This is a genomic window from Lonsdalea populi, assembly GCF_015999465.1.
Taxonomy (GTDB): Bacteria; Pseudomonadota; Gammaproteobacteria; order Enterobacterales; family Enterobacteriaceae; genus Lonsdalea; species Lonsdalea populi.
The window spans coordinates 154151-179282 of the sequence record NZ_CP065534.1 but is presented as its reverse complement, the minus strand read 5'-3'; the positions used below and the strand labels follow the sequence as shown (position 1 = coordinate 179282).

At 53.7% G+C, this 25132-nt stretch carries 21 protein-coding genes, 3 tRNA genes and 3 rRNA genes; 3 read left to right on the top strand and 24 right to left on the bottom strand.

The annotated features are described in order from the left end of the window. Positions 1-23 precede the first annotated feature (23 nt). The 3 genes from ilvM to ilvL all read right to left on the bottom strand — a co-directional run bounded on the left by ilvM (position 24) and on the right by ilvL (position 2151). Positions 24-266: an acetolactate synthase 2 small subunit gene (ilvM, locus tag I6N93_RS00825; RefSeq protein ID WP_085688984.1), complete on the bottom strand. Its 243-nt coding sequence runs from the start codon at positions 264-266 to the stop codon at positions 24-26. Then, on the bottom strand, positions 263-1912 hold the full coding sequence (gene ilvG, locus I6N93_RS00820) for an acetolactate synthase 2 catalytic subunit (protein ID WP_085688987.1): 1650 nt from the start codon (positions 1910-1912) through the stop codon (positions 263-265). The genes ilvM and ilvG overlap by 4 nt, the downstream gene beginning before the upstream one ends. Positions 1913-2052: 140 nt before the next feature. Then, positions 2053-2151 (bottom strand): ilv operon leader peptide, encoded by a 99-nt coding sequence (gene ilvL, locus I6N93_RS00815; RefSeq protein WP_071999801.1) that lies wholly within the window; start codon positions 2149-2151, stop codon positions 2053-2055. A gap of 332 nt (positions 2152-2483) precedes the next feature. On the opposite strand from ilvL, the gene I6N93_RS00810 reads away from it, so the two are divergent. Then, a complete protein-coding gene (locus I6N93_RS00810; RefSeq protein WP_085688990.1) occupies positions 2484-4010 on the top strand; it encodes a YifB family Mg chelatase-like AAA ATPase in 1527 nt (508 codons plus the stop codon). A gap of 54 nt (positions 4011-4064) precedes the next feature. On the opposite strand, the gene I6N93_RS00805 is transcribed toward I6N93_RS00810, so the two are convergent. Further along, the gene (locus I6N93_RS00805; protein ID WP_085688993.1) at positions 4065-4403 is read right to left on the bottom strand and encodes a DUF413 domain-containing protein; all 339 of its coding nucleotides are present in this window, start codon (positions 4401-4403) and stop codon (positions 4065-4067) included. Between the two features lie 119 nt (positions 4404-4522). Between I6N93_RS00805 and hdfR the strand changes: the two genes are divergently transcribed. Continuing rightward, on the top strand, positions 4523-5362 hold the full coding sequence (gene hdfR, locus I6N93_RS00800) for an HTH-type transcriptional regulator HdfR (protein WP_085688996.1): 840 nt from the start codon (positions 4523-4525) through the stop codon (positions 5360-5362). 184 nt (positions 5363-5546) lie between these two features. On the opposite strand, the gene I6N93_RS00795 is transcribed toward hdfR, so the two are convergent. From I6N93_RS00795 to ubiD, 12 genes are all read right to left on the bottom strand, one after another. Then, a tRNA-Trp gene (locus I6N93_RS00795) sits at positions 5547-5622 on the bottom strand. Between the two features lie 14 nt (positions 5623-5636). Next, a tRNA-Asp gene (locus I6N93_RS00790) sits at positions 5637-5713 on the bottom strand. Positions 5714-5778: 65 nt separating this feature from the next. Next, a 5S ribosomal RNA gene (gene rrf, locus I6N93_RS00785) occupies positions 5779-5894 on the bottom strand. Positions 5895-6004: 110 nt separating this feature from the next. Further along, positions 6005-8911: ribosomal RNA gene (locus I6N93_RS00780) — 23S ribosomal RNA — on the bottom strand. Between the two features lie 224 nt (positions 8912-9135). Beyond that, a tRNA-Glu gene (locus tag I6N93_RS00775) sits at positions 9136-9211 on the bottom strand. A 137-nt stretch (positions 9212-9348) separates the two neighbouring features. Next, positions 9349-10891 (bottom strand): 16S ribosomal RNA (locus tag I6N93_RS00770). The 16S, 23S and 5S rRNA genes sit together here with 3 tRNA genes alongside, the layout of an rRNA operon. A 383-nt stretch (positions 10892-11274) precedes the next feature. Further along, the gene (hemG, locus tag I6N93_RS00765; RefSeq protein WP_085687030.1) at positions 11275-11814 is read right to left on the bottom strand and encodes a menaquinone-dependent protoporphyrinogen IX dehydrogenase; all 540 of its coding nucleotides are present in this window, start codon (positions 11812-11814) and stop codon (positions 11275-11277) included. Between the two features lie 19 nt (positions 11815-11833). Continuing rightward, the gene (gene trkH / locus I6N93_RS00760; protein WP_085687029.1) at positions 11834-13285 is read right to left on the bottom strand and encodes a Trk system potassium transporter TrkH; all 1452 of its coding nucleotides are present in this window, start codon (positions 13283-13285) and stop codon (positions 11834-11836) included. A gap of 44 nt (positions 13286-13329) precedes the next feature. After that, positions 13330-13944: an IMPACT family protein gene (locus tag I6N93_RS00755; RefSeq protein WP_085687028.1), complete on the bottom strand. Its 615-nt coding sequence runs from the start codon at positions 13942-13944 to the stop codon at positions 13330-13332. Beyond that, complete coding sequence (pepQ, locus tag I6N93_RS00750) at positions 13944-15275, bottom strand: Xaa-Pro dipeptidase (protein WP_085687027.1); 1332 nt, start codon at positions 15273-15275, stop codon at positions 13944-13946. The genes I6N93_RS00755 and pepQ overlap by 1 nt, the downstream gene beginning before the upstream one ends. A 256-nt stretch (positions 15276-15531) precedes the next feature. Beyond that, the gene (gene fre / locus I6N93_RS00745; RefSeq protein WP_085687026.1) at positions 15532-16233 is read right to left on the bottom strand and encodes an NAD(P)H-flavin reductase; all 702 of its coding nucleotides are present in this window, start codon (positions 16231-16233) and stop codon (positions 15532-15534) included. Between the two features lie 53 nt (positions 16234-16286). Next, complete coding sequence (gene ubiD / locus I6N93_RS00740) at positions 16287-17783, bottom strand: 4-hydroxy-3-polyprenylbenzoate decarboxylase (protein WP_085687025.1); 1497 nt, start codon at positions 17781-17783, stop codon at positions 16287-16289. 123 nt (positions 17784-17906) lie between these two features. Here ubiD and rfaH point away from each other — a divergent pair, with 123 nt between their 5' ends. Then, positions 17907-18395, top strand: a complete 489-nt coding sequence (gene rfaH, locus I6N93_RS00735) for a transcription/translation regulatory transformer protein RfaH (protein ID WP_085687024.1) — start codon at positions 17907-17909, stop codon at positions 18393-18395. A 12-nt stretch (positions 18396-18407) separates the two neighbouring features. Here the strand turns inward: rfaH and hemB are convergent, their stop codons facing one another. The 8 genes from hemB to ubiE all read right to left on the bottom strand — a co-directional run bounded on the left by hemB (position 18408) and on the right by ubiE (position 25022). Next, positions 18408-19430, bottom strand: coding sequence for a porphobilinogen synthase (gene hemB, locus I6N93_RS00730; RefSeq protein WP_085687023.1), 1023 nt, complete (start codon positions 19428-19430; stop codon positions 18408-18410). A 4-nt stretch (positions 19431-19434) separates the two neighbouring features. Further along, on the bottom strand, positions 19435-20229 hold the full coding sequence (gene tatD, locus I6N93_RS00725) for a 3'-5' ssDNA/RNA exonuclease TatD (RefSeq protein ID WP_085687022.1): 795 nt from the start codon (positions 20227-20229) through the stop codon (positions 19435-19437). Between the two features lie 139 nt (positions 20230-20368). Next, on the bottom strand, positions 20369-21130 hold the full coding sequence (tatC, locus tag I6N93_RS00720; RefSeq protein WP_085687021.1) for a Sec-independent protein translocase subunit TatC: 762 nt from the start codon (positions 21128-21130) through the stop codon (positions 20369-20371). A 3-nt stretch (positions 21131-21133) separates the two neighbouring features. After that, positions 21134-21667, bottom strand: coding sequence for a Sec-independent protein translocase protein TatB (gene tatB, locus I6N93_RS00715; protein WP_085687020.1), 534 nt, complete (start codon positions 21665-21667; stop codon positions 21134-21136). A 3-nt stretch (positions 21668-21670) separates the two neighbouring features. Then, positions 21671-21931 (bottom strand): Sec-independent protein translocase subunit TatA, encoded by a 261-nt coding sequence (gene tatA / locus I6N93_RS00710; protein ID WP_085687019.1) that lies wholly within the window; start codon positions 21929-21931, stop codon positions 21671-21673. Between the two features lie 78 nt (positions 21932-22009). Beyond that, positions 22010-23647, bottom strand: coding sequence for a ubiquinone biosynthesis regulatory protein kinase UbiB (ubiB, locus tag I6N93_RS00705; protein WP_085687018.1), 1638 nt, complete (start codon positions 23645-23647; stop codon positions 22010-22012). Beyond that, a complete protein-coding gene (ubiJ, locus tag I6N93_RS00700) occupies positions 23644-24252 on the bottom strand; it encodes a ubiquinone biosynthesis protein UbiJ (protein ID WP_085687017.1) in 609 nt (202 codons plus the stop codon). The genes ubiB and ubiJ overlap by 4 nt, the downstream gene beginning before the upstream one ends. A 14-nt stretch (positions 24253-24266) precedes the next feature. Then, the gene (gene ubiE, locus I6N93_RS00695) at positions 24267-25022 is read right to left on the bottom strand and encodes a bifunctional demethylmenaquinone methyltransferase/2-methoxy-6-polyprenyl-1,4-benzoquinol methylase UbiE (protein WP_085687016.1); all 756 of its coding nucleotides are present in this window, start codon (positions 25020-25022) and stop codon (positions 24267-24269) included. Positions 25023-25132 lie beyond the last annotated feature (110 nt).

Sequence of the window (25132 nt, the reverse complement as noted above, 5' to 3'; positions counted from 1 at the left end):
CTCGGTGCCTCAGGCACGTTCTATTATGCTCTCAGTGACTGGATCTCAATGCGCGAGATGTCCAGCAGTTTGCTTAGTTGCGTTGACAGTAAATCGACCGGCCGCTGACTCGTCACGGTCAGTTCGATGTTTATCCGTGCGCCGTCGTCCTGCGACGTCATATTCATGGCGGAAACCTGAAACCCGCGATGGCGAGCGACGCGCAATACACGCTCCAGCGTTTCTGGCCGAAAACGGGCCTGAATGGAAATCTGATGGCGTTTCATTCGCTCTCCTCCAACATAGTTTCATTTCCGGCACCGGGCGGCACCAGCGGCCAGACGTTTTCGTACGAATCGATGGAGACATGCAACAGGTACGGCCCGTCGCTGTTCAACAGCGCGTTCAAAGCGGGAGCAACCTGGTCTTTACGTGTAATGCTTTGGCCGGGGATGCCGAATGCGCTGGCCAGCATCAGAAAGTCGGGGTTGTCGGTGAGCGTAGTTTCGCTATAGCGTTCTTCGAAGAATAACTCCTGCCACTGCCTGACCATGCCTAATCGTTGATTATCCAACAGCACGATTTTCATCGGCAGGCGCTTGCGCTTGATCGTGCCCAGTTCCTGGATGTTCATCATGAAGGAACCGTCACCGGAGATACAGATAACCATATCCTCAGGCCGCGCCACCTGAGCGCCGACGGCAGCAGGAACCCCAAAACCCATCGTGCCGAGGCCGCTGGACGTAATGAAATTTTCCGGACGATTGAACTGCATATGCTGGGCAGCCCACATCTGATGCTGCCCTACATCCGTGGTGATGACGGTGTCAGCCGGCATCCGTTCAGACAAGGTTTTCAGGAGTGCCGGGGCATAAATGGCATCGCCCGGATGATCGTAGCGCAACGGATATTCGGCTTTCATCAACGTCGCCTGCTGACGCCAGGCATCAATGAGCAGCGGTTGTTTCAATGCCGGCAGCAGTTGGTTTAAATCTCCCTGCAACGCCACGTGCGCCTGACGCAGTTTGTTCAGCTCAGCCGGGTCGATATCCATGTGGATTACACTGGCATTCGGGGCAAACGTACTCAACTTACCGGTCACACGATCGTCAAAGCGCGCGCCCACGGCGATGAGCAGGTCACATTGCTGCACCATGAGATTGGCCGCTTTGGTTCCGTGCATTCCGATCATGCCAAGGTAGTAGGGATAATCCGTTTCTACCGCGCCAAGCCCTTTCAATGTAGCGACACAGGGGATTTGCGTCGTGTCCAGAAAATCGCGCAAAGCGGGAACTGCCTGCGCCATTCCCACACCACCACCGATATATAGAATGGGCTGTCTGGCATGAGCCAGCAACGTATTGGCATCGGTCAACGCCTGCGTCGGCAGATGGGCGGTCTCAGCCGGAGAGAAAACGTAAGGTGTAAATTCGCCGCCTTCAGCCAGCTGTATATCTTTAGGGATATCGACCAGTACCGGTCCCGGACGCCCACTTTGAGCAATAGCAAAGGCTTCCGCCATGATTTCCGGTAAAAATTCAAGGGATTCAACAAGAAAACTATGTTTGGTGCATGCCAGCGAGAGGCCGAGGACATCTATTTCCTGGAAGGCGTCGGTCCCAATCAATGAAGACCCGACCTGACCGGTGATCGCCACAATCGGTACAGAATCTAACAGCGCATCCGCCAGACCAGTAATCAGATTGGTTGCTCCCGGTCCTGAAGTGGCGATGCATACGCCGACTTTACCAGTTGCACGGGCATAGCCGATTGCCGCCATCGCAGCGCCTTGCTCATGGCGGCATAGCAGGTGATCAACGCCCCCGTCATACAATGCATCATAAACTGGCATGATTGCGCCGCCAGGATAGCCAAATACACTATCCACTCCCTGCGCTCGCAACGCTTGTACCACCCACTTAGCCCCATTCATAGTTATTTCCCCAATTTATTTCTGGTATGGCAGGATTTTATCCTATTGAACATTCTCTGCTCCCTTGTTACGAATTCCGACCCCATAAAAAAACCCCCGACCATTTGGTGCGGGGGTTTTCTTGAATTCGGCCTTGATTTTTAAGCCATTCTTCGTCCAAGTGCTGCCCCGCACGGTAGGTTAATAATCACCACCACGCTAATGACGACTAGGCTAATCACGAGGGCAAACGCTTTCATTTTCCGGTTTATTCATTAATCAGTGTCGAACGAATGACTACAGAGTTACCATAGTCAGACGAGGGCTGACAACATTTTTTTCCGTAATTATTTGATCGCTTCAGTCTTAAGAAAAATAAAACTCTTATTATTCAATAAATAAATTTAACAAAGGACTTCAATAGTCAATTTCGATTTTTCACTTGGTATGGACTGAATACCCCGTAGAGACGTTGGTCCAAACCTATATGACTGCCCCGAATTATTTCCTCGCACCGCCTCGCAAAATCATTCTGACTTTCTTTTGCCACGAAAAACTGCGGGCATAATCCTCCGCAAAGGGAGGAAACACAATGACACTCGCCATAGCCTTTACCCGGGCAACTATTGGAATGCAGGCTCCGGAGGTCTCAATCGAGGTACACATCAGCAGTGGGCTACCTGCGCTCACGCTGGTCGGCCTGCCAGAAACCACCGTGAAGGAAGCTCGCGATCGTGTGAGGAGCGCCCTGCTTAACTGCGGTTTTACCTTTCCTGCCAAACGCATTACCGTCAATTTGGCTCCTGCGGATCTTCCCAAAGAAGGCGGACGCTACGATCTTCCCATCGCTTTAGCAATTTTAGCGGCTTCCGAACAGGTTCCCGGTAACAAACTGAGCGAGTATGAGTTCCTGGGTGAATTGGGCCTCTCAGGAGCGCTACGCGGCGTTAACGGCACCATCTCGGCAGCAATGGAGGCGCAGAAAGCGGGCAGACGCTTGATCGTCCCCGAAGATAATCAGCGAGAGATGGCGCTCATTCCAGAGGGTGAGGCTCTGCTGGCGAATCATTTGCTGCAGGTATGCACGTTTTTACATGGCAAGGTAATGCTGCCGTGCAACCGACTTTTGCCACCTGAACCGCACCATTTGGAGTCCGAGCTTGATTTACAGGATATCGTAGGTCAGGAGCAAGCCAAACGGGCGCTGGAAATTGCCGCAGCTGGAGGCCACAACCTGCTATTTCTCGGCCCGCCGGGTACGGGAAAAACCATGCTTGCGAGTCGGTTGGCTGGATTAATGCCGCCGCTCGATGACTCAGAGGCGTTGGAAAGCGCGGCGATTAATAGTCTGGCGAGCTGCTATAACGGACCGGATAAGTGGCGTAGCAGGCCGTTTCGCGCGCCTCACCATACGTCGTCCATAGCAGCTCTGGTTGGCGGTGGCTCGTTACCGAAGCCAGGGGAAATTTCTCTCGCTCACAACGGTATTCTGTTTCTTGATGAATTACCGGAATTTGAACGGCGCGTACTTGATTCGCTTCGCGAACCGCTCGAATCGGGAGAAATTGTGATCTCTCGAGCCAGGGCTAAGGTTTGCTATCCCGCACGATTTCAACTGGTCGCAGCGATGAATCCGAGCCCGTCCGGACACTATCAGGGCATGCACAACCGCATGCCAGCACAGCAAATTTTACGCTATCTCAACCGGCTCTCAGGCCCCTTTCTGGATAGGTTTGATATTTCTATCGAAGTGCCACTCCTACCTCCAGGAATTCTACGCAAACAGCGTAGCCAGGGAGAAGATAGCGCCACAGTGCGTGCCCGTGTGTTAGCTGCCCGGCACCGGCAATTAGAACGCGCAGACAAGATCAACGCCTACCTAAGCCCTCGTGAAATTGAAACACACTGTCATCTGATATCTGAAGATGCGCAATATCTCGAAGAGGTGATGAGTAAGCTAGGGCTTTCAGTACGCGCATGGCATCGGATTTTAAAGGTTAGCCGCACCATTGCAGACCTGTCGGAGGAAGTCAGTATCAACCGGAACCATCTGGCAGAAGCGTTGAGCTATCGTTGTATGGATCGATTATTAATTCAACTGCATAAGAATTTGGCTTGACGAAAAATAGATGTTAGCCAAAAGGCTAAAAATGGGGACCAGGTCCCCATTTTATCAATCATCACTTTCAGTGAATTCTTCAACCGTATCCATTTGAGGTTTTCCACCCGATAAAGTGTGAAAACGTTTTGGTCGGCGAATACGTGCCGTATATTTAGCCCAGATTTTTTCCAATTCCGTTTCAGGCTCACGTTCACCGTGACAAACGGCCAAAAACTGGATTTCTTCATCCGTAGCCGGATGACGTTTACCGATATCAAGCTCGTTCAACGCATGGCCATGACGCTCCAGCAGTTGAGCTTCTTTAATCGTAAAGTCACCGTGTCTAGAAAAGCCACGTGGATAGAATTTGTTATCAAAAAAACGACTGGTTGTAGAGAAGCTTTCTGCCATTTTACACGCTCCTAATGCTTTATGGTCGTGCCCTTTATGGCGCGGAGTATTAGATAGGCTTGACTTGCTGTAAAACAAAACATTTAAATCATCACGATAAATTTTTTTTGGAGAAAGTCATGGATACCGACTTATTGAAAACCTTCCTGGAAGTGAGCCGGACTAGGCATTTCGGTCGTGCCGCGGAATCGCTCTATCTGACACAGTCGGCAGTTAGCTTTCGTATCCGTCAACTTGAGAACCAACTCGGCGCAAATCTGTTTACTCGTCATCGTAATAATATCCGCCTGACGCCAGCAGGAGAGAGGCTATTGCCCTATGCCGAAAACCTGATTGGCACCTGGTCTATCGCAAAGAAAGAGGTCGCTCGTTCGCAGCAACATAATCTTCTTTCCATCGGCGCTACCGCTTCTCTATGGGAGGCCTATTTGACGTCATGGCTCAACGAACTCTATCAGCAACGACAACTGCTTCAATTGGAAGCTAGAATCGCGCTACGCCAATCTCTGGTGCAACAGCTACTTGAGAGACAGCTGGATCTCCTTATCACAACTGAACCCCCAAAAATGGAAGAACTTTCCAGCCAATTACTGGGATATTTCTCGTTATCACTTTTTACAGTGAAGGGGCAGCAAGCAAAAAAAGATCTTCCCTATATCAGACTCGAATGGGGAGCCGATTTTTACCAACAGGAAAACCGATTATTTCCGAGCGACCATACGCCAGTGCTGACAACCACGTCAGCCCAGCTAACGCGTCAGTTGATATCGACATTGAGAGGATGTGCATTTCTACCTAACTACTGGCAAGAACAATACCGAGAACTGCAAATCATCGATACCGCACCTGTAGTCAGCCGCTCTTTTTATGCCGTATGGCTGCAAAATAGCGATCAGCAAGCGTTGATACGGCAATTGCTGAAAGTTCCGATTACACCTTTAGATACCATCACTACTTAGTGATATAGAAGTCAGAAATGCGGTGAACAAAATACGTTTTTGTGATCCGCCGATTACCCGAGTTGGATAAATAGAAGGCGATTTAAAGCAAAGAGGAAAATGTGTCTGAAGAGTTGAGCTGTTCACTAAATGGGGCATAAAAAGACAAAAAAAAAACCTTCACATGGCGTGAAGGGTTATTTCTTGGCAGGGGCGGAGAGACTCGAACTCCCAACACCCGGTTTTGGAGACCGGTGCTCTACCAATTGAACTACGCCCCTAAATCTAAATAGGGTGGCGGAACGGACGGGACTCGAACCCGCGACCCCCTGCGTGACAGGCAGGTATTCTAACCAACTGAACTACCGCTCCACCGATTCTGTATCGTTACCGGAAAAAATCCTTCCAGTAACAGGTGCTGTGCACCTTAAATTAATGCCTGGCAGTTCCCTACTCTCGCATGGGGAGACCCCACACTACCATCGGCGCTACGGCGTTTCACTGCTGAGTTCGGCATGGGGTCAGGTGGGACCACCGCGCTATCGCCGCCAGGCAAATTCTGTTTCATTCCAATCGTTACACACGCTCTCCGTGCAACCACCAGAACCAATCTGCAAACAAGCTGAACTTCTTCTCGTCTCTCTAAAACACCTTCGGTGTTGTAAGGTTAAGCCTCTCGGGTCATTAGTACTGGTTAGCTCAACGTATCGCTACGCTTACACACCCAGCCTATCTACGTCGTCGTCTTCAACGGCCCTTCAGGGGACTCGAAGTCCCAGGGAAGACTCATCTCGGGGCAAGTTTCCCGCTTAGATGCTTTCAGCGGTTATCTCTTCCGCACTTAGCTACCGGGCAATGCAATTGGCATCACAACCCGAACACCAGTGGTGCGTTCACTCCGGTCCTCTCGTACTAGGAGCAACCCCCCTCAATCTTCCAACGCCCACGGCAGATAGGGACCGAACTGTCTCACGACGTTCTAAACCCAGCTCGCGTACCACTTTAAACGGCGAACAGCCGTACCCTTGGGACCTACTTCAGCCCCAGGATGTGATGAGCCGACATCGAGGTGCCAAACACCGCCGTCGATATGAACTCTTGGGCGGTATCAGCCTGTTATCCCCGGAGTACCTTTTATCCGTTGAGCGATGGCCCTTCCATTCAGAACCACCGGATCACTAAGACCTGCTTTCGCACCTGCTCGAGCCGTCACTCTCGCAGTCAAGCTAGCTTATGCCTTTGCACTAACCTCCTGATGTCCGACCAGGATTAGCTAACCTTCGTGCTCCTCCGTTACTCTTTGGGAGGAGACCGCCCCAGTCAAACTACCCACCAGACACTGTCCGCAACCCCGTTCAGGGGCCCACGTTAGAACATCAAACATTAAAGGGTGGTATTTCAAGGTCGGCTCCATGCAGACTGGCGTCCACACTTCAAAGCCTCCCACCTATCCTACACATCAAGGCTCAAGGTTCAGTGTCAAGCTATAGTAAAGGTTCACGGGGTCTTTCCGTCTTGCCGCGGGTACACTGCATCTTCACAGCGAGTTCAATTTCACTGAGTCTCGGGTGGAGACAGCCTGGCCATCATTACGCCATTCGTGCAGGTCGGAACTTACCCGACAAGGAATTTCGCTACCTTAGGACCGTTATAGTTACGGCCGCCGTTTACCGGGGCTTCGATCAAGAGCTTCGCCTTGCGGCTGACCCCATCAATTAACCTTCCGGCACCGGGCAGGCGTCACACCGTATACGTCCACTTTCGTGTTTGCACAGTGCTGTGTTTTTATTAAACAGTTGCAGCCAGCTGGTATCTGCGACTGGTATCAGCTCCGGGAGCCAGTCCCTTCACCAACGCCAGCGTGCCTTCTCCCGAAGTTACGGCACCATTTTGCCTAGTTCCTTCACCCGAGTTCTCTCAAGCGCCTGGGTATTCTCTACCTGACCACCTGTGTCGGTTTGGGGTACGATTTCGTGTTACCTGGAGCTTAGAGGCTTTTCCTGGAAGCTTGGCATCGGTTACTTCATCACCGTAGTGACTCGTCGTCACGCCTCAGTGTTAACGGTGTTCCGGATTTACCAAAAACACCCACCTACACGCTTAAACCGGGACAACCGTCGCCCGGATAACCCAGCCTTCTCCGTCCCCCCTTCGCAGTAACACCAAGTACAGGAATATTAACCTGTTTCCCATCGACTACGCCTTTCGGCCTCGCCTTAGGGGTCGACTCACCCTGCCCCGATTAACGTTGGACAGGAACCCTTGGTCTTCCGGCGTGCGGGTTTTTCACCCGCATTATCGTTACTTATGTCAGCATTCGCACTTCTGATACCTCCAGCAGCCCTCACAGGCCACCTTCGCAGGCTTACAGAACGCTCCCCTACCCAACAACGCCTAAGCGTCGCTGCCGCAGCTTCGGTGCATGGTTTAGCCCCGTTACATCTTCCGCGCAGGCCGACTCGACCAGTGAGCTATTACGCTTTCTTTAAATGATGGCTGCTTCTAAGCCAACATCCTGGCTGTCTGGGCCTTCCCACATCGTTTCCCACTTAACCATGACTTTGGGACCTTAGCTGGCGGTCTGGGTTGTTTCCCTCTTCACGACGGACGTTAGCACCCGCCGTGTGTCTCCCGTGATAACATTCTTCGGTATTCGCAGTTTGCATCGAGTTGGTAAGCCGGGATGGCCCCCTAGTCGAAACAGTGCTCTACCCCCGAAGATGACTTCACGAGGCGCTACCTAAATAGCTTTCGGGGAGAACCAGCTATCTCCCGGTTTGATTGGCCTTTCACCCCCAGCCACAAGTCATCCGCTAATTTTTCAACATTAGTCGGTTCGGTCCTCCAGTTAGTGTTACCCAACCTTCAACCTGCCCATGGCTAGATCACCGGGTTTCGGGTCTATACCCTGCAACTTAACGCCCAGTTAAGACTCGGTTTCCCTGCGGCTCCCCTATGCGGTTAACCTTGCTACAGAATATAAGTCGCTGACCCATTATACAAAAGGTACGCAGTCACACCCCGAAGGATGCTCCCACTGCTTGTACGTACACGGTTTCAGGTTCTATTTCACTCCCCTCGCCGGGGTTCTTTTCGCCTTTCCCTCACGGTACTGGTTCACTATCGGTCAGTCAGGAGTATTTAGCCTTGGAGGATGGTCCCCCCATATTCAGACAGGATAACACGTGTCCCGCCCTACTCGTCGAACTCACAGCTCATGCCTCTTCGTGTACGGGACTATCACCCTCTGTCGTGCGACTTTCCAGACGCTTCCACTAAGACTCAAACTGATTCAGGTTCTGGGCTCCTCCCCGTTCGCTCGCCGCTACTGGGGGAATCTCGGTTGATTTCTTTTCCTCGGGGTACTGAGATGTTTCAGTTCCCCCGGTTCGCCTCATGCCACTATGTATTCATGACATGATAGTGCAACGGATTGCACTGGGTTTCCCCATTCGGGTATCGTCGGGTATAACGGTTCATATCACCTTGCCGACGCTTTTCGCAGATTAGCACGCCCTTCATCGCCTCTGACTGCCTAGGCATCCACCGTGTACGCTTAGTCACTTAACCTCACAACCCGAAGGTGTCTCGTAAGACACCCTTCACGCTGCGATTATTTGAGAGACTCTGACGCAACCAAATCACCGCTCAATACTGCACGCAGAGAGATGTTCAGCCGCATCGTTTCAAATTTCAGCTTGTTCCAGATTGTTAAAGAGCAATATCTTAAACACGACTCGTTAAAGTCATCTTTAAGATATTCAGGTGATAATGCCTTTCACTCATTATCGGTATGGCGTCCCCAAGGGGATTCGAACCCCTGTTACCGCCGTGAAAGGGCGGTGTCCTAGGCCTCTAGACGATGGGGACACGAAATCCGACTCAACCCTCAGGCTCAATCGTTCCGCATCAGCATGAGTCAGAGACTCATCATCAACAGGTGCGCTTTTGCTCTTGCTTCTTCATCAGACAATCTGTGTGAGCACTTCACTAGCACTTCACTTCGGTAAGGAGGTGATCCAACCGCAGGTTCCCCTACGGTTACCTTGTTACGACTTCACCCCAGTCATGAATCACAAAGTGGTAAGCGCCCTCCCGAAGGTTAAGCTACCTACTTCTTTTGCAACCCACTCCCATGGTGTGACGGGCGGTGTGTACAAGGCCCGGGAACGTATTCACCGTAGCATTCTGATCTACGATTACTAGCGATTCCGACTTCATGGAGTCGAGTTGCAGACTCCAATCCGGACTACGACGCACTTTATGAGGTCCGCTTACTCTCGCAAGTTCGCTTCTCTTTGTATGCGCCATTGTAGCACGTGTGTAGCCCTACTCGTAAGGGCCATGATGACTTGACGTCATCCCCACCTTCCTCCGGTTTATCACCGGCAGTCTCCTTTGAGTTCCCACCATTACGTGCTGGCAACAAAGGATAAGGGTTGCGCTCGTTGCGGGACTTAACCCAACATTTCACAACACGAGCTGACGACAGCCATGCAGCACCTGTCTCAGAGCTCCCGAAGGCACCAAGGCATCTCTGCCAAGTTCTCTGGATGTCAAGAGTAGGTAAGGTTCTTCGCGTTGCATCGAATTAAACCACATGCTCCACCGCTTGTGCGGGCCCCCGTCAATTCATTTGAGTTTTAACCTTGCGGCCGTACTCCCCAGGCGGTCGACTTAACGCGTTAGCTCCGGAAGCCACAGTTCAAGACCGCAACCTCCAAGTCGACATCGTTTACAGCGTGGACTACCAGGGTATCTAATCCTGTTTGCTCCCCACGCTTTCGCACCTGAGCGTCAGTCTTTGTCCAGGGGGCCGCCTTCGCCACCGGTATTCCTCCAGATCTCTACGCATTTCACCGCTACACCTGGAATTCTACCCCCCTCTACAAGACTCTAGCCTGCCAGTTTCAAATGCAGTTCCCAAGTTAAGCTCGGGGATTTCACATCTGACTTAACAAACCGCCTGCGTGCGCTTTACGCCCAGTCATTCCGATTAACGCTTGCACCCTCCGTATTACCGCGGCTGCTGGCACGGAGTTAGCCGGTGCTTCTTCTGCGGGTAACGTCAATCAGCGAACGTATTAAGTTCACTGCCTTCCTCCCCGCTGAAAGTACTTTACAACCCGAAGGCCTTCTTCATACACGCGGCATGGCTGCATCAGGGTTTCCCCCATTGTGCAATATTCCCCACTGCTGCCTCCCGTAGGAGTCTGGACCGTGTCTCAGTTCCAGTGTGGCTGGTCATCCTCTCAGACCAGCTAGAGATCGTCGCCTAGGTGGGCTCTTACCCCGCCTACTAGCTAATCCCATCTGGGTTCATCCGATGGTGTGAGGCCCTGAGGTCCCCCACTTTGGTCTTGCGACGTTATGCGGTATTAGCTACCGTTTCCAGTAGTTATCCCCCTCCATCGGGCAGATCCCCAGACATTACTCACCCGTCCGCCGCTCGCCGGCAAGGGAGCAAGCTCCCTTCCGCTGCCGCTCGACTTGCATGTGTTAGGCCTGCCGCCAGCGTTCAATCTGAGCCATGATCAAACTCTTCAATTAAAAGCTTGATTTGCTAACTTAATAGCGATGCTCAAAGAATTTTACTGTTGATTCGTAATGAATTAACTGTTGTTCACTCTTCAAGACTTTTTCGTATCTTTTGCGATAGTGTCTTGTGAGTGCCCACACAGATTGTCTGATTATATTGTTAAAGAGCGTTTCGTTTCCGCCTAAGCGGCTAACGTGAGGCCGCGTATATTACGCTTACCTCGTTCAGAGTCAACGACTTTCTTCGTCTTTCTCCGACTGTCACCGCGCCGCGTTGTCCGCTTCGCCGTGTCAGTGGGAGCGCATTATAGGGCGTTATTTCGGGCTGACAAGCGTTAAATGCAAAAAGATATTCAAGCGAGTTTTTTTCCATCAATGCGTTGCAATAACCTTCATTATGCCTTTTTTTTCAGCGTTAATTGCCCGAATTGCTGAGCGAAGTCTCGGACCTGATGCCAGTCGGTATATTCAATCTCACGCGACGTATCCGTTTCCCCGCCCGTCATTCGCATAATCAGCTGAATCATGATGCGATCAAGCCAACGATATCGGGGATAACGCAGCGCCCCCGCGAATACCGCCCCCAAGTCGGGCTTCCAGGGACAACGCAGCAAAAACTTGCGCGTATAAGCATTAGTTTGCACCGTGCTTTTTTCCGGTTTACGCGCCGTGAGGTTCACCGAGAAGAAAGCACTCGGCTTGTTTTGCAATAAAACCAGGTTGCGCTGGATAAACTGGCCCAGCTCCGGCGCAAAGTGCCCATACCGAACCGATGCCCCCAAAAGGATTTTCTCGTATTGAGCAAGTTCGACCTTGTCAGCATCGTCAATATTGACGACATCACATACCTGCGTCTCTTTCAGTTCATCGGCAATGACATTTGCAATCGCTTCTGTTTGTCCATCGGTAGTGGAAAACAGGATTAATGCTTTCATTCTAAGAAATCCTCTTTTGTTATTCCCGCCAGAAGGTCGGCGTAAACAGCACCAACAGCGTGAATACCTCAAGACGGCCAAACAACATTGTCAAAATGAGTATCCATTTTGCAGCATCATTCATTGAGGTGAAGTTATCCGCCACCACGCCCAGACCGGGCCCAAGATTGTTTAGCGTAGCTGCAACGGCGGCAAATGCCGAGAAATCATCAACGCCGGTCGCAATAACAGCCAACATACTGATGATGAATACCAGCGCGTAAGCGGAAAAGAATCCCCATACGGCCTCCAGTATTCTTTCCGGCAACGCGCGCTGTCCCAGTTTGATGGTATAGACCGCATTCGGGTGAACCAGCCTCTTTAGCTCACGCGACCCTTGTAAGAACAACAGCAAGATACGGATAACTTTAAGTCCGCCGCCCGTCGAACCTGCGCAACCACCGATAAAGGCCGAACACAGGAGCAATACCGGCAGAAATAACGGCCAGTGAGAGATGCTGTCCGTCGTAAACCCTGCGGTAGTCGCCATCGAGACAACCTGGAAAAACGCCTGATTCAGCGTATCAATCCCCGAGCGGTACACATTATGGAACCACAGTACGGCGGTACAGACAGCCACCAGAAACATCTGGACGAAGATGAACATGCGGAATTCCGGATCGCGCCAATACACCTTCAGGCTGCGTCCACTTAACACCGCGAAATGAAGACCGAAGTTACAGCCCGAAATTAATAGGAAAATCGCAATGATGGTATTGATGGTAGGACTGTTGAAGTAGCCGATACTCGCGTCATGAGTAGAGAATCCCCCTATCGCGATCGTCGAAAAACTATGGCCTATGGCGTCGAATACCGGCATCCCCGCCAACCACAGAGACAACGCGCACAGCACCGTCAGCAACAGATAAATCATCCACAGCATCTTCGCCGTTTCCGCGATACGAGGACGCATTTTGTTGTCTTTCAGCGGGCCGGGCATCTCTGCGCGATACAGCTGCATACCCCCCACGCCCAAAATAGGCAGAATGGCCACCGCCAATACGATAATCCCCATCCCGCCCATCCACTGCAGCATCTGACGGTAAAACAGGATGGCTTTAGGCATCGAATCCAACCCGACCAATGTCGTCGCACCGGTCGTCGTCAGGCCGGAGAAGGACTCGAAAACCGCATCCGTTATCGTTAGATTCGGCCGGTCAGTAAACAGGAAAGGCAATGCCCCGACGCTTCCTAGCACCGTCCAGAATAGCACCACAATCAAAAAGCCTTCTCGCGCTTTAAGCTCATGTCGATGCTTGCGGTTGGGGAACCAGAGCACCAGCCCGATAATCAACGCGGCGATGAACGTCTGCGTGAAGGCTTTACCCGCGCCATCGCGATAAATGAGCGCTACCAGGCCGGGGATAAACATAGTGCCTGAAAAGAGGATGACCAGCAGGCCAACGATGCGGGTTATGGCGCGCAAGTGCATTACGGGGCCTTCCTTAACAAAAGTTCAATGAGTTCGCGCTGGGATTATTGTGAAATTGGCAGTAATTGCAACGCACCGCGACTAATATCTCGCAATCGACGACCGACCTCATCGGCGGCGTTTGAGGGTAACGCCAGTTGGAGCCTGACGTCAGCGCCATACTCCGTAGAGACGATCTGCCCTTCAAACTGACGCACGATGACTTCGACGGGAGCCAGCAGGGGATAATCACACTGAAGTTGATACTTTTGCAGCAGCACTCGCTGTGTGAGTGTTATTTGCTTCAGCGCCTGCTGTACACCGCCGCCGTATGCTCTTACCAACCCACCGGTGCCCAGCTTGACGCCGCCGTAATAGCGGACGACGACGGCCGCCACTTCGCCGATACCGCTGCCCATGAGCTGCGCCAGAATCGGTTTGCCCGCCGTACCCGCTGGTTCGCCATCATCGGAAAAGCCCAGTTGCTGAGAATCAGCGGGCGCGCCCGCGACATAGGCCCAGCAGTGATGAACGGCCGCAGGATGTTGCTCCCGCTGGGTATTGATAAAGACTTTTGCCGCCTTTACGCCGCAAGCAGGGCTTATCACGCTGATAAAACGACTTTTTTTAATCTCTTCGCTGACGCTGACCTGCTCAGCGGGAACCGGATAAGAAGACATCAGTTCAGATTGAGTGCGCGAGTCAGGTTTTCGATGCGCTTGTCGTGGATCACGATGTTATCTTCGATGCGCATACCGCCCGCAGGGCGCAGCGCATCGATCTTCTGCCAGTCGAAGTGCTGACGGAAAGCGCCAGCGCGCCAAGGCTCCAGCAGGGAATCGATGAAGTAAAGGCCGGGTTCGATAGTCACCACCATCCGGGGCTCAAGGATTCGCGTGCAGCGCAGATAAGGATAGCACGCGGGCGCGGCCAGCGCGGTGCCCGCATCATCTTGCATAAAACCGCCGACATCATGGACCTGCAGCCCCAAAAGATGGCCGAGCCCGTGCGGCAAAAACGGCCGCGTCAGCCCCTGTTCGACCATCGCCTCCTCGCTGAGGCCACTTACCAGTTTGTGGCGTTTCAGCAGACCGGCAAGCCGGCGATGCATCTGCTCATGGTATTCGGTATAGCGGACGCCTGATTTCATCGTATCAATCAGCGCCCGCTGTTCTTGGTTGAGATCTTTGACCAGCGCGGCGAAATCGCTGTCGTGCTGAGCGGCGTAGCTACGGGTGATATCCGCGGCATATCCGTTGTATTGCGCGCCTGCGTCAATCAGGAAACTGCGGACTTCCTCCGGCACCTGATGCTTCAGTTGGGTGTAATGCAACACCGCGGCATGCTCGTTCAGCGCCACGATGTTGTCATAGGGCACATCGCTATCGCGGTGGCCGGTCGCCGTCAGGTAAGCAAGGTTGATATCAAACTCGCTCATGCCGGACTGAAACGCTTCCAGCGCGGCGCGATGGCCCGACACGGCGGTTTTCTGCGCTTCCCGCATACAGGCCAGCTCATAATCCGTTTTGTAGGCCCGGTAGTAGTGAAGGTAATGCAACACGCTTTGGGGATTGATGCGCTCCGGGGTTATGCCGAGATCGGCTGCGCGTTTCGCGGCGCTTCCGATATAGCCCACGTTCTGACGCGGCGCAGGCAGCGCGAGCCCAATATCGTCAGCCTCTCGAAACACCTGGATATCGAACTCTTTCGTCCAGAAACTATCCGGCAGCGGAGAGACGCTGTGCCAAAAATCCACGGGAGAATGGAACCATAACCGCGGCTTGTTCACCCCGTCAACCCACAGCCAACAGTTCGGCACCTGCGTCACCGGCAGCCAGGCTTTGAAATGAGGATTCACCTTGAACGGATAATCGTGGTCATCCAGAAACAGCGTCATCAGCTCTCCAGAGTGGACCAGCAACGCATCCAGATTGCCGCGTTCAAGCGCGACCTGTGTGCGTTGTTGCAGCGTCATGACATGTTGATGATACAAAGAGGCCAGCGATTCCATCAGTATCTCCATCTACCACAGCGTATTTTTATGTTAACACAGCGCTGGGGATCGGTGTCGCCGCCCCTGACGACAAAGGAGCCACGACTTGTCTTGCGCGCAATCCATCCCTAATGACAGAGGAAACAAGAAAGGCCAGAGATGGCGCCGAGCATCAAAAAGCAACGTGAACAATCAGAACCGATTCACGCACCCTGGAGATAAATAGCAAAACGGCCCCGTCCTATACGGGGCCTCAAAGAGCGAAAAGAAGGGCTTAAATGAAAGAGAATGCGTCTCCGAACAGATGCTCTTGCTGCGCACCGCGCTCATTACAGAAGCGCTCCCGCGCAACTTTCGCCATTTCGAAGCGGCCGGCGATGTAGATATCATGCTCCGCCAACGAGCCGAAGTCTTGCAGCACCGCGCTCAGCACCGTACCGGTGCGTCCGCGCCAGCCATCTTCCGCCTGTTCAACCACCGGTACGACCTGCAAATTGGCATGTTGTTCCGCCAGCGACTCCAACGTACCCAAATCATAGAGGTGATGAGGTTCACGCCCGCCCCAATAAATAGAGACTGGGCGCTGGGGCTGGTGGGCCAGCACGGTCAGCAGGATCGAGCGGACATAAGAAAAACCGGTGCCGCCGGCGACCAAAATCAACGGACGATCGCTGTCGTCACGCAACCAGGCCTCGCCGTGGGGAACGTCCACTTCCAGAGTGTCTTCTTTTAGGATGCGATCCATCACGGCCATCGCGTAAAGATTCATGTCCGACGCACCAATATGCAGCTCGATAAAATCGGTATCCATCGGCGTCGAAGCGATAGAAAACGGACGCTTGTCCCGCTCATCCATCACTACCATCAGGTACTGACCGGCACGGAAGGAAAACGGGGCTGAAGGTAATAAACGAACCCGGTAAACCGTATCAGTGATCGTTTCTACCGATGTGACTTCACAGCTCAATGTTGTCATGCGCTCCCTCTGTAGGGTCATCAAAACGAAATGGGAATGACGGTAACGGTCAATTAGCGCCGCTTTCCGCTGTCATCGAAAATGGCTAACTCATCCCAGATGGCATCAATGCGAGCCACGACCTGCGGATCTTTGGTTATCGGTTCGCCCCACTCTCGTTGGGTCTCGCCCGGCCATTTATTGGTTGCATCCAGCCCCATTTTGGAGCCAAGCCCGGAAATCGGTGAAGCAAAGTCGAGATAGTCGATGGGCGTATTTTCCACTAAGAGCGTATCTCTCGCCGGGTCCATCCGCGTCGTGATCGCCCAAATGACATCTTTCCAGTCCCGGGCGTTGATATCATCGTCGCAGACGATAACAAATTTGGTGTACATAAACTGCCGCAGAAACGACCACACGCCCATCATCACCCGCTTAGCGTGCCCGGCGTACTGCTTCTTTATAGTAACGACCGCCAGACGGTAAGAACACCCCTCCGGCGGAAGATAAAAGTCGACGATCTCCGGAAACTGTTTCTGTAGCAACGGCACGAAAACCTCGTTCAACGCGACGCCCAATACCGCCGGCTCATCCGGCGGACGGCCCGTATAAGTTGAGTGGTAGATAGCGTTCTGCCGCTGGGTTACATGCGTCACCGTGAAGACCGGGAATTTATCGACCTCATTATAGTAGCCGGTGTGATCGCCGTAAGGACCTTCCTCTGCCAGCTCTCCCGGTTCGATATACCCTTCCAGCACAATTTCCGCGCTGGCTGGCACTTCCAAATCACAGGATAGACATTTCACCACCTCGGTTTTGTGACCGCGCAACAGTCCGGCAAAGGCATATTCGGATAACGAATCCGGTATCGGCGTCACCGCACCAAGGATTGTCGCCGGGTCTGCGCCCAGCGCCACCGCGACGGGGAAGCGTTCCCCGGGATGTTCCTGGCACCACTCCTGGAAGTCGAGCGCCCCGCCCCGGTGAGACAGCCAGCGCATGATCAGCGTGTTCTTACCCAATACCTGCTGGCGATAGATCCCCAGATTCTGCCGCTCTTTGAACGGCCCTCGGGTGACCGTCAGTCCCCAGGTGATCAGCGGCGCCGCGTCGCCTGGCCAGCAGTGCATCACGGGAATTCGCGTCAGGTCCACATCTTCACCCTGCCACACATGCGCCTGACAGGCGGCGGACGACACGCGCTTGGTCGGCATGTTCAGGACCTGACGGAAACGGGGAAGTTTGTCCATCAAGTCACGGAATCCGCGCGGCGGCTCGGGCTCTTTCAAAAATGCCAGCAGTCGGCCGACATCCCTCAGCGCGCTGACGTCGTCCTGCCCCATCCCCAATGCGACGCGTTTCGGCGTACCGAACAAGTTGCACAGGACCGGCATGTCGTAGCCGATCGGGTTTTCGAACAGCAGCGCCGGACCTTCGGCTCGCAAAGTGCGATCCGCAATCTCGGTCATTTCAAGATGAGGATCGATGGGCTGGGTAATGCGTTTCAACTCGCCCCTGTCTTCGAGAAGGGAAAGGAATTCACGTAAATCACGGTATTTCATGCTGATCATCAGGAGGTCCGGTGGTGCAGTTATTATAAAGTTTCTTCTACAAACTGTCGCTTCCTGCGGGCGCTATTTATCCCGGGCCGCTTTTGTTATTCTTGCCAAAAATTGCAAAAGATTAGTGACATTATGGAATCCTGGTATCTACTTTACTGTAAGCGCGGGCAACTGTTGCGGGCAAAAGAGCATCTGGAGCGTCAGACGGTCAACTGCCTGAGCCCAATGATTGCCGTTAAAAAGATGGTGCGCGGAAAACGTACCGAGGTCAGCGAACCGCTGTTTCCCAACTATCTGTTTGTCGCATTCGATCCCGAAGACATTCACACCACCACGATCGGCGCGACGCGCGGCGTCAGCCACTTCGTGCGCTTCGGTGCGCTGCCGGCGACGGTGCCGCAGGGGGTGATCGACGAGCTCGCACTGAACCCGACGTTAATAATGACGGACCCGGAAACGCCTCAGCCGGGAGACACCGTGACGATTACGGAAGGGACATTCAACGGGTTGGAAGCCATCTATGCGGAGCCTGATGGCGACGCGCGTTCCATGCTGCTGCTTAACCTGCTGAATAAACAGGTTAAGCAGAGTATTGATAACCGCCAGTTCAAAAAATGCTGACGGCTAATATCGTCAGCGCTGCAGAGATTCCTCACGCAACCACTGCGCCACGCGTTTAGCGAAGTAGGTCAACATCCCATCCGCGCCAGCGCGTTTGAAACACATCAGAGACTCCATCACCACCGGCTGTTCCTGCAACCAGCCGTTCTGAATCGCCGCCATCTGCATCGCATATTCACCGGAAACCTGATAGGCGAACGTCGGCACGCCGAAGGTGTCTTTCACCTGGCGGACCACATCCAGATACGGCATCCCCGGTTTCACCATTACCATATCTGCGCCCTCCTGCAGATCCTGGGCGATCTCCTGCAGCGCTTCCGCACCGTTCGCCGGATCCATCTGATAGGTTTTCTTGTTGCCGCCTTTCAGGTTGCCGGAGGAGCCCAACGCATCGCGGAACGGACCGTAAAAGCAGGATGCATACTTAGCCGAGTACGCCATGATCTGGGTATTGACCAGTCCCTGCGTTTCCAACTGGTTGCGAATGGCGCCGATACGGCCGTCCATCATATCGCTGGGAGCGACGATTTCCGCTCCCGCTTCCGCGTGAGACAGCGCCTGGCGGACCAGGATGGCTTTCGTGATGTCGTTAACAACATAGCCGTCGTCGTCGATGATCCCATCCTGACCGTGGGTGGTATAAGGATCCAACGCCACGTCCGTCAACAGTCCAAGTTCAGGAACCGCAGCCTTCAGCGCACGCACCGCACGCTGCACCAACCCGTTCGGGCTGTAGGACTCTTCCGCATGAAGCGACTTCTTATCCGCTTCGATCACGGGAAATAGCGACAGCACCGGAATACCTAGTTTTGCGACAATCTCCGCTTCTTTCACCAGTTCATCGATCGTCAGGCGGTAAACGCCCGGCATGGAAGGCACCTCCTGACGCAGCGCCTTTCCTTCCATGACGAACACAGGGTAAATGAGGTCGTTTACCGTCACCTGATTTTCAGCCACCAGACGGCGGCTGAAGTCATGACGGCGCAGTCGGCGCAGACGCCGTCCAGGGAATGCGCCGGGAAAAGCAGTGCTCATAGAATTATTCTCCAGTCGAACCCAGCCGGAAAATCCGGCGGGCATTGTCATCCGTCATCGCGCCCAGCCAAACGGCGTCTTGTCCGCGCCAAGCGGCGACCTGCCGGACAATATGGGGAAGATGACAGGGCTCATTACGTCGGGAAGTCGGTTTAGGATCTAAATCCCGCGGTAGCAAATAGGGCGCATCCGTTTCCAGCAGCAGCCGCTCATCCGGAATGTGCGGCAGCAATTTGCGCAACGCCAGACCCCGGCGTTCATCACAAACCCAGCCGGTGATGCCCACCATCAGTCCGGCATTCAGGCAGTCATTCAACGCCTGACGATCTCCCGTAAAACAGTGAACAACGGCGGCGGGCAACTGATCCAGCCACGGCGTCAACAGCGCCATAAAGCGTTCGTGCGCATCGCGGCAGTGCAGAAACACCGGCAGAGACAGCTCGGCAGCCAGTGCCAGCTGCGCGCTAAACGCCTGTTCCTGCTGTTCGGGAGAAGAAAAATTGCGGTTGAAGTCCAGACCACATTCGCCAATAGCGACGACCTTATCGCGCTGACCTAGCCGGTGAATTTGCTCCGCCACCGTTTCTGTCCAGGTACTGGCATCATGGGGATGGACGCCTGCCGTCGACCAGCACTCATCGGGAACGGCCTCGCTCAATGCCAGCGCCTGTTCGCTTTCCTCGGCGTTAGTGCCGGTGATCAGCAGACCAGTGACGCCCGCCTCACGGGCGCGCAGAACCACCTGTTCGCGATCTTTGTCGAACTGTGAGCTGGTGAGGTTAACTCCAATATCAAACATCGACGTTAGTCCTGCGGTTAACATTCATTGTCCCGTGCGTCACGAGACCCTCAAAAAACAACACCTCTCGACGAGAGGTGTCCGATATTACGTTTTAACCGCGCTGCGGCGGAGCCGGGATTTTCAGCGATCGCCCCCGTTACGGCGCAGCATCTTCCGGGTTTTCCTTGTCATTCCGACGACCTTTACCGACGTAGAAGCGGGCAAAAAAGACGCCTATCTCAAACAATAGATACATCGGTATCGCGAGCAGCGTTTGGGAAAATACGTCCGGCGGCGTCAGCAACATGCCCACGACGAATGCGCCAACCAGCACATAAGGGCGTTTTTTCTTCAGCTCTTCCGGCGTCACCACGCCACTCCAGCACAGCAGCACGATCGCCACCGGCACTTCGAACGACACGCCAAACGCCATAAACAGCGCCATGACGAAATCCAGATAATTGTTGATATCGGTCGCAATCATCACGCCTGCGGGCGCCGTCTGGGCGAAGAAACTGAATGCCAGAGGAAATACGATGAAATAAGCGAAGGCCATGCCGAGATAAAACAGCAGGCTGCTGGAGAACAGCAGCGGCATCATCAGACGACGCTCATGCTTGTACAGCGCAGGCGCGACAAAGGCCCAGACCTGATACAGCACCAGCGGCGCGGAGGCGAACACCGAGACAATCAGAGTCAGTTTGATCGGGGTAAAGAACGGCGAGGCGACGTCGGTCGCAATCATGCTGGCGCCAGCGGGCAGCTGTTTTATCAACGGTGCGGAGACGATCTGATAGATATCGTTCGCGAAGTACACCAACACCACAAAGACTGCCAACACACACAGAATACTATTTAACAACCGCTTACGAAGCTCGATTAAATGGCTGATCAGCGGCTGGGTTTCATCAACGGCCATAGATTAATGATCATCACGTGGTTGAGAGGGGGACGAAGGCGTAGCGGCGGGCGATGGGGTTTTCATCTTGCCGGACTCGTCAGCGTTGTTATCAGCGGTCCGGCTCTGGGCCTCGACGGTGTTTACCGTCACGGGAGACGCCGGCGCCGTTTCGTGCTCGATAACGCCATCGTGAGCAGCCTCGGGATCGCTCAACGGCTGGCCAGGCGTGCCGCCTTTCGTTTCTTCATCAAGTTGATCCAGCGAGTAGGTCCGTTTCATAGAGTCTGCCGCTTCCTTCAGCTCGTCCATAGACGCTTTTAGCTCAGGCGAAAGGTTCTGCAGGTTGCTGGCCTGTTCCACTTTCTTCAGGCTTTCCTTCAGCTCTTGCAGTTTCATTTCCTGAACCAGTTCATTTTGCACCGTTGACGCCAGAGAGCGTAAAGCGCGAATCCAACCGACCACCGTTTTTACCGCTACCGGAAGACGCTCCGGACCTAAAACCACCAGTCCGATAACCATCACCAACAGCAATTCGCTAAAGCCGATATCAAACACCGATTACACCCGCTCTTTTGACTGACTCTTTTCTTCGTGCTTCGTTTCCGGCTGCTGTTCAACAACGGTTTTCGTATTGAAATCTGCATCCTGCCGCTGCGTCTTTTCATCCGAGTCAGACGTGTGATCATCGCTCATGGCTTTCTTGAAGCCTTTGATAGAAGCACCCAAATCCGAACCCAGCGTTCTTAATTTGTTGGTCCCGAACAGCAGCACCACAATGACTGCGATGATCAACAAATTCCAGAGACTAATACCGCCCATGTCACTACCTCTTATGCAAAAGGATTATCAAATTTCCGTGTCTTATATCGATAATCATGCTACTGATTACGATCTTATTCAACGCGTACAGCGCCACCCCACGATCCAGGCGACGATCCCGGCGGCGATCATGCCCGAAGGCACAATGTTCACTTCGATATGGCTGGCCAGCAGCACTGTACCACTCACCAGCAGCGCTGCGCCGACACCCAGAAGATAGCGAGACTGACCTTGCCGCACCCGCTGAACACGCAGCTCATCCGCTAAATGTTCCATGCTCTCACGCAGCTTCTTGTGCTGGCGAAGTCCGTCATAGAGCAGTTCAGGAATTTCAGGCAACTTTTCCGCCCAAAACGGGGCCTTTTGTTTAAAAGCCCGCACCATGGCGGGTATGCCAACCTGATCTTTCAACCAGGTTTCGAGAAACGGCTTGGCCGTTTTCCATAAATCCAACTGCGGATACAGCTGACGCCCAATGCCTTCGACGTACAGCAGCGTTTTTTGCAGCAAGACCAGCTGCGGTTGGACTTCCATATTGAAGCGGCGCGCCGTGTTGAAGAGGTTCAATAATACATGACCGAAAGAAATTTCTGCTAACGGCTTTTCGAATATGGGCTCGCAGACGGTACGAATCGCGAATTCGAACTCTTCGACATTAGTGTCTGCGGGCACCCAGCCGGAGTCGACATGCAGCTCGGCCACGCGGCGATAGTCGCGGTTGAAGAAGGCGATAAAATTTTCCGCCAGATAGCGTTTATCTTCCTTGTTTAAGGAACCGACGATACCGCAATCAATGCCGATATACAGGGGATCTTCAGGGTGTTCGTAGCTGATGAAAATGTTGCCGGGATGCATGTCGGCATGGAAGAAACTGTCGCGGAAAACCTGGGTGAAAAAGACCTGAACCCCGCGTTCCGCGAGCAGCGGCAGGTTCACGCCATGCGTTTTCAATGCGTCTATATCCGATACCGGAATTCCGTAAATCCTCTCCATTACCAGCACCCGTTCAGTGCAATAGTCCGAGTAGACTTCCGGCACATACAGCAGACCGCTGTTTTCGAAGTTGCGTCGTAGCTGGATGCCGTTGGCGGCTTCCCGAAGCAAGTTCAACTCGTCCAGCAGCGTTTTTTCATATTCACGCACCACTTCACGGGGCCGCAGGCGGCGGCCGTCCGGCATCAGTAACGGTAGCCAACTGGCCAACCGTTTCATCAGCTTGATGTCCGCCTGAATGACGGGAAGTATGTCCGGGCGAATAACCTTGATGACGATATCTTTGCCCGTCGATTTCAGCTTCGCCGTATGAACCTGAGCAATAGAGGCCGAAGCCAGCGGTTTGGCGTCGAAGTCTTCGAACCAGTTTTCCAGCTTGCCGCCCATCGACTTTTCGATTTGCCGGCGCGCCAGTTCTCCGTCGAAAGGCTCGACCTGATCCTGCAGCTTTGCCAGTTGATCGGCGATGGCAGGTGAAAACAGGTCGCGCCGGGTAGACATCATCTGACCGAATTTGATCCAGACAGGCCCCAGATCTTGCAGAGCCAGACGCAGACGTTCGCCCAACGGCTGAGCCTGATGACGATTAGGCAACCAGAACAACAGACGGCGCACGAAACGGACGGGGAGTGTTAGCGGCACGCATGGGATCAGTTCGTCAAGTCCATAACTCAGCAGTACCCAGACAATGCGATAAAGGCGAATTAATTCCCCCGGCGTCATCGCGTTTCCTCCCGTTTTGACAGTCTTTCAGACAATGCGTCTACCGAGCGGTCCAACGCCTCGACTTCATCCCCAAACCACATCGCCTCCAGTTTTCCCGGAAGCAGTCGCCACTCTTCGGTCAGCGTTTCCGACAGATAATGCCGTTGGCGGCAGAGGAGACCGCCGACGTCGACGACCATTTTATGCGCAGTCTGACTCAGCCCTTCCGCGGCGATATCTCCCACGTAAGGCGCCAGCCACTCCGCCGGATCGATTTCTGCCAAATCGAGCAGCGCGATGAACTGCTGTGCAACCTGAATATCGCCTTCCAATGTCAGCTCGCCGCTGCGCATGAGCGCGGTCATCTGCTGGCGATCGCGCAATTGAATTATCGCGGACAGTTGGGTTACCAGTTGACAGTCTGGCGTCGACGCCCACTGGCTGACGACGTCCAGCCGCTGTTCGCTGAAAATCAGCACTAGCGGCACCCGCAGCTCAGCGATATCGATACGCAGCGTTTTTCCGTGCAGGCGCTGACGGGCCGCCTTCATGCTCCGATCACGAAACAGTAACTGATTGAGCGCCGTCTCCAGTGTAGCCGTCAGCACAGGCATTATCCGCATTGGCATATTCAGACTCAGAATTTAAACCCGCGATGCAGGGCAACCACCCCGCCGGTCAGATTGTAATAATTGACGTTGTCGAAACCCGCGTCGGCCATCATGGACTTCAGCGTGTCTTGATCCGGATGCATGCGAATGGACTCCGCCAGATAGCGATAACTGCCTGCGTCGCGCGCCACCATTTCGCCGATGCGTGGCAGCACGTGGAAGGAGTAGAGGTCGTAGACTTTGCTCAACGCTTTCGTCGTCGGTTTGGAGAACTCCAGCACCAGCAGACGACCACCCGGCTTTAGTACACGAAACATGGAGCGCAGCGCCTGCTCTTTTTCGGTCACGTTGCGAAGGCCGAAAGAGATGGTGATGCAATCAAACGTGTTATCAGGGAACGGTAAGGCTTCCGCGTTCGCCTGTACGTAACTGACGTTGCCGATGACGCCTTTGTTGCGTAACTTCTCGCGGCCCACCTGCAGCATAGAGGCGTTAATATCCGCCAGCACCACTTCACCGTCCTCGCCGACCAGACGCGAGAATTTCGCCGTCAGGTCGCCGGTGCCGCCGGCCAAATCCAGTACGCGTTGACCGCGATGTACACCGCTGCATTCGATGGTGAAGCGTTTCCAGATACGATGGATGCCGAAAGACATCAGGTCATTCATCAAGTCGTACTTTGCCGCCACAGAATGAAAAACGTCAGCCACCATGGTCTCTTTGTCGTCTTTCGCCACGGTGCGATAGCCAAAGTGCGTTGTTTTCTCCGAATCGTCTGCCATGTTATCCGCCTGCTATTGTCAAAATCTGGGTCTCCCCACTTACGAAGAGTGTAACAGACCCCGCTTAAAAGCCACTGCCCTTCTTTGCCGCAGCGGGCTGATGCGCGGGC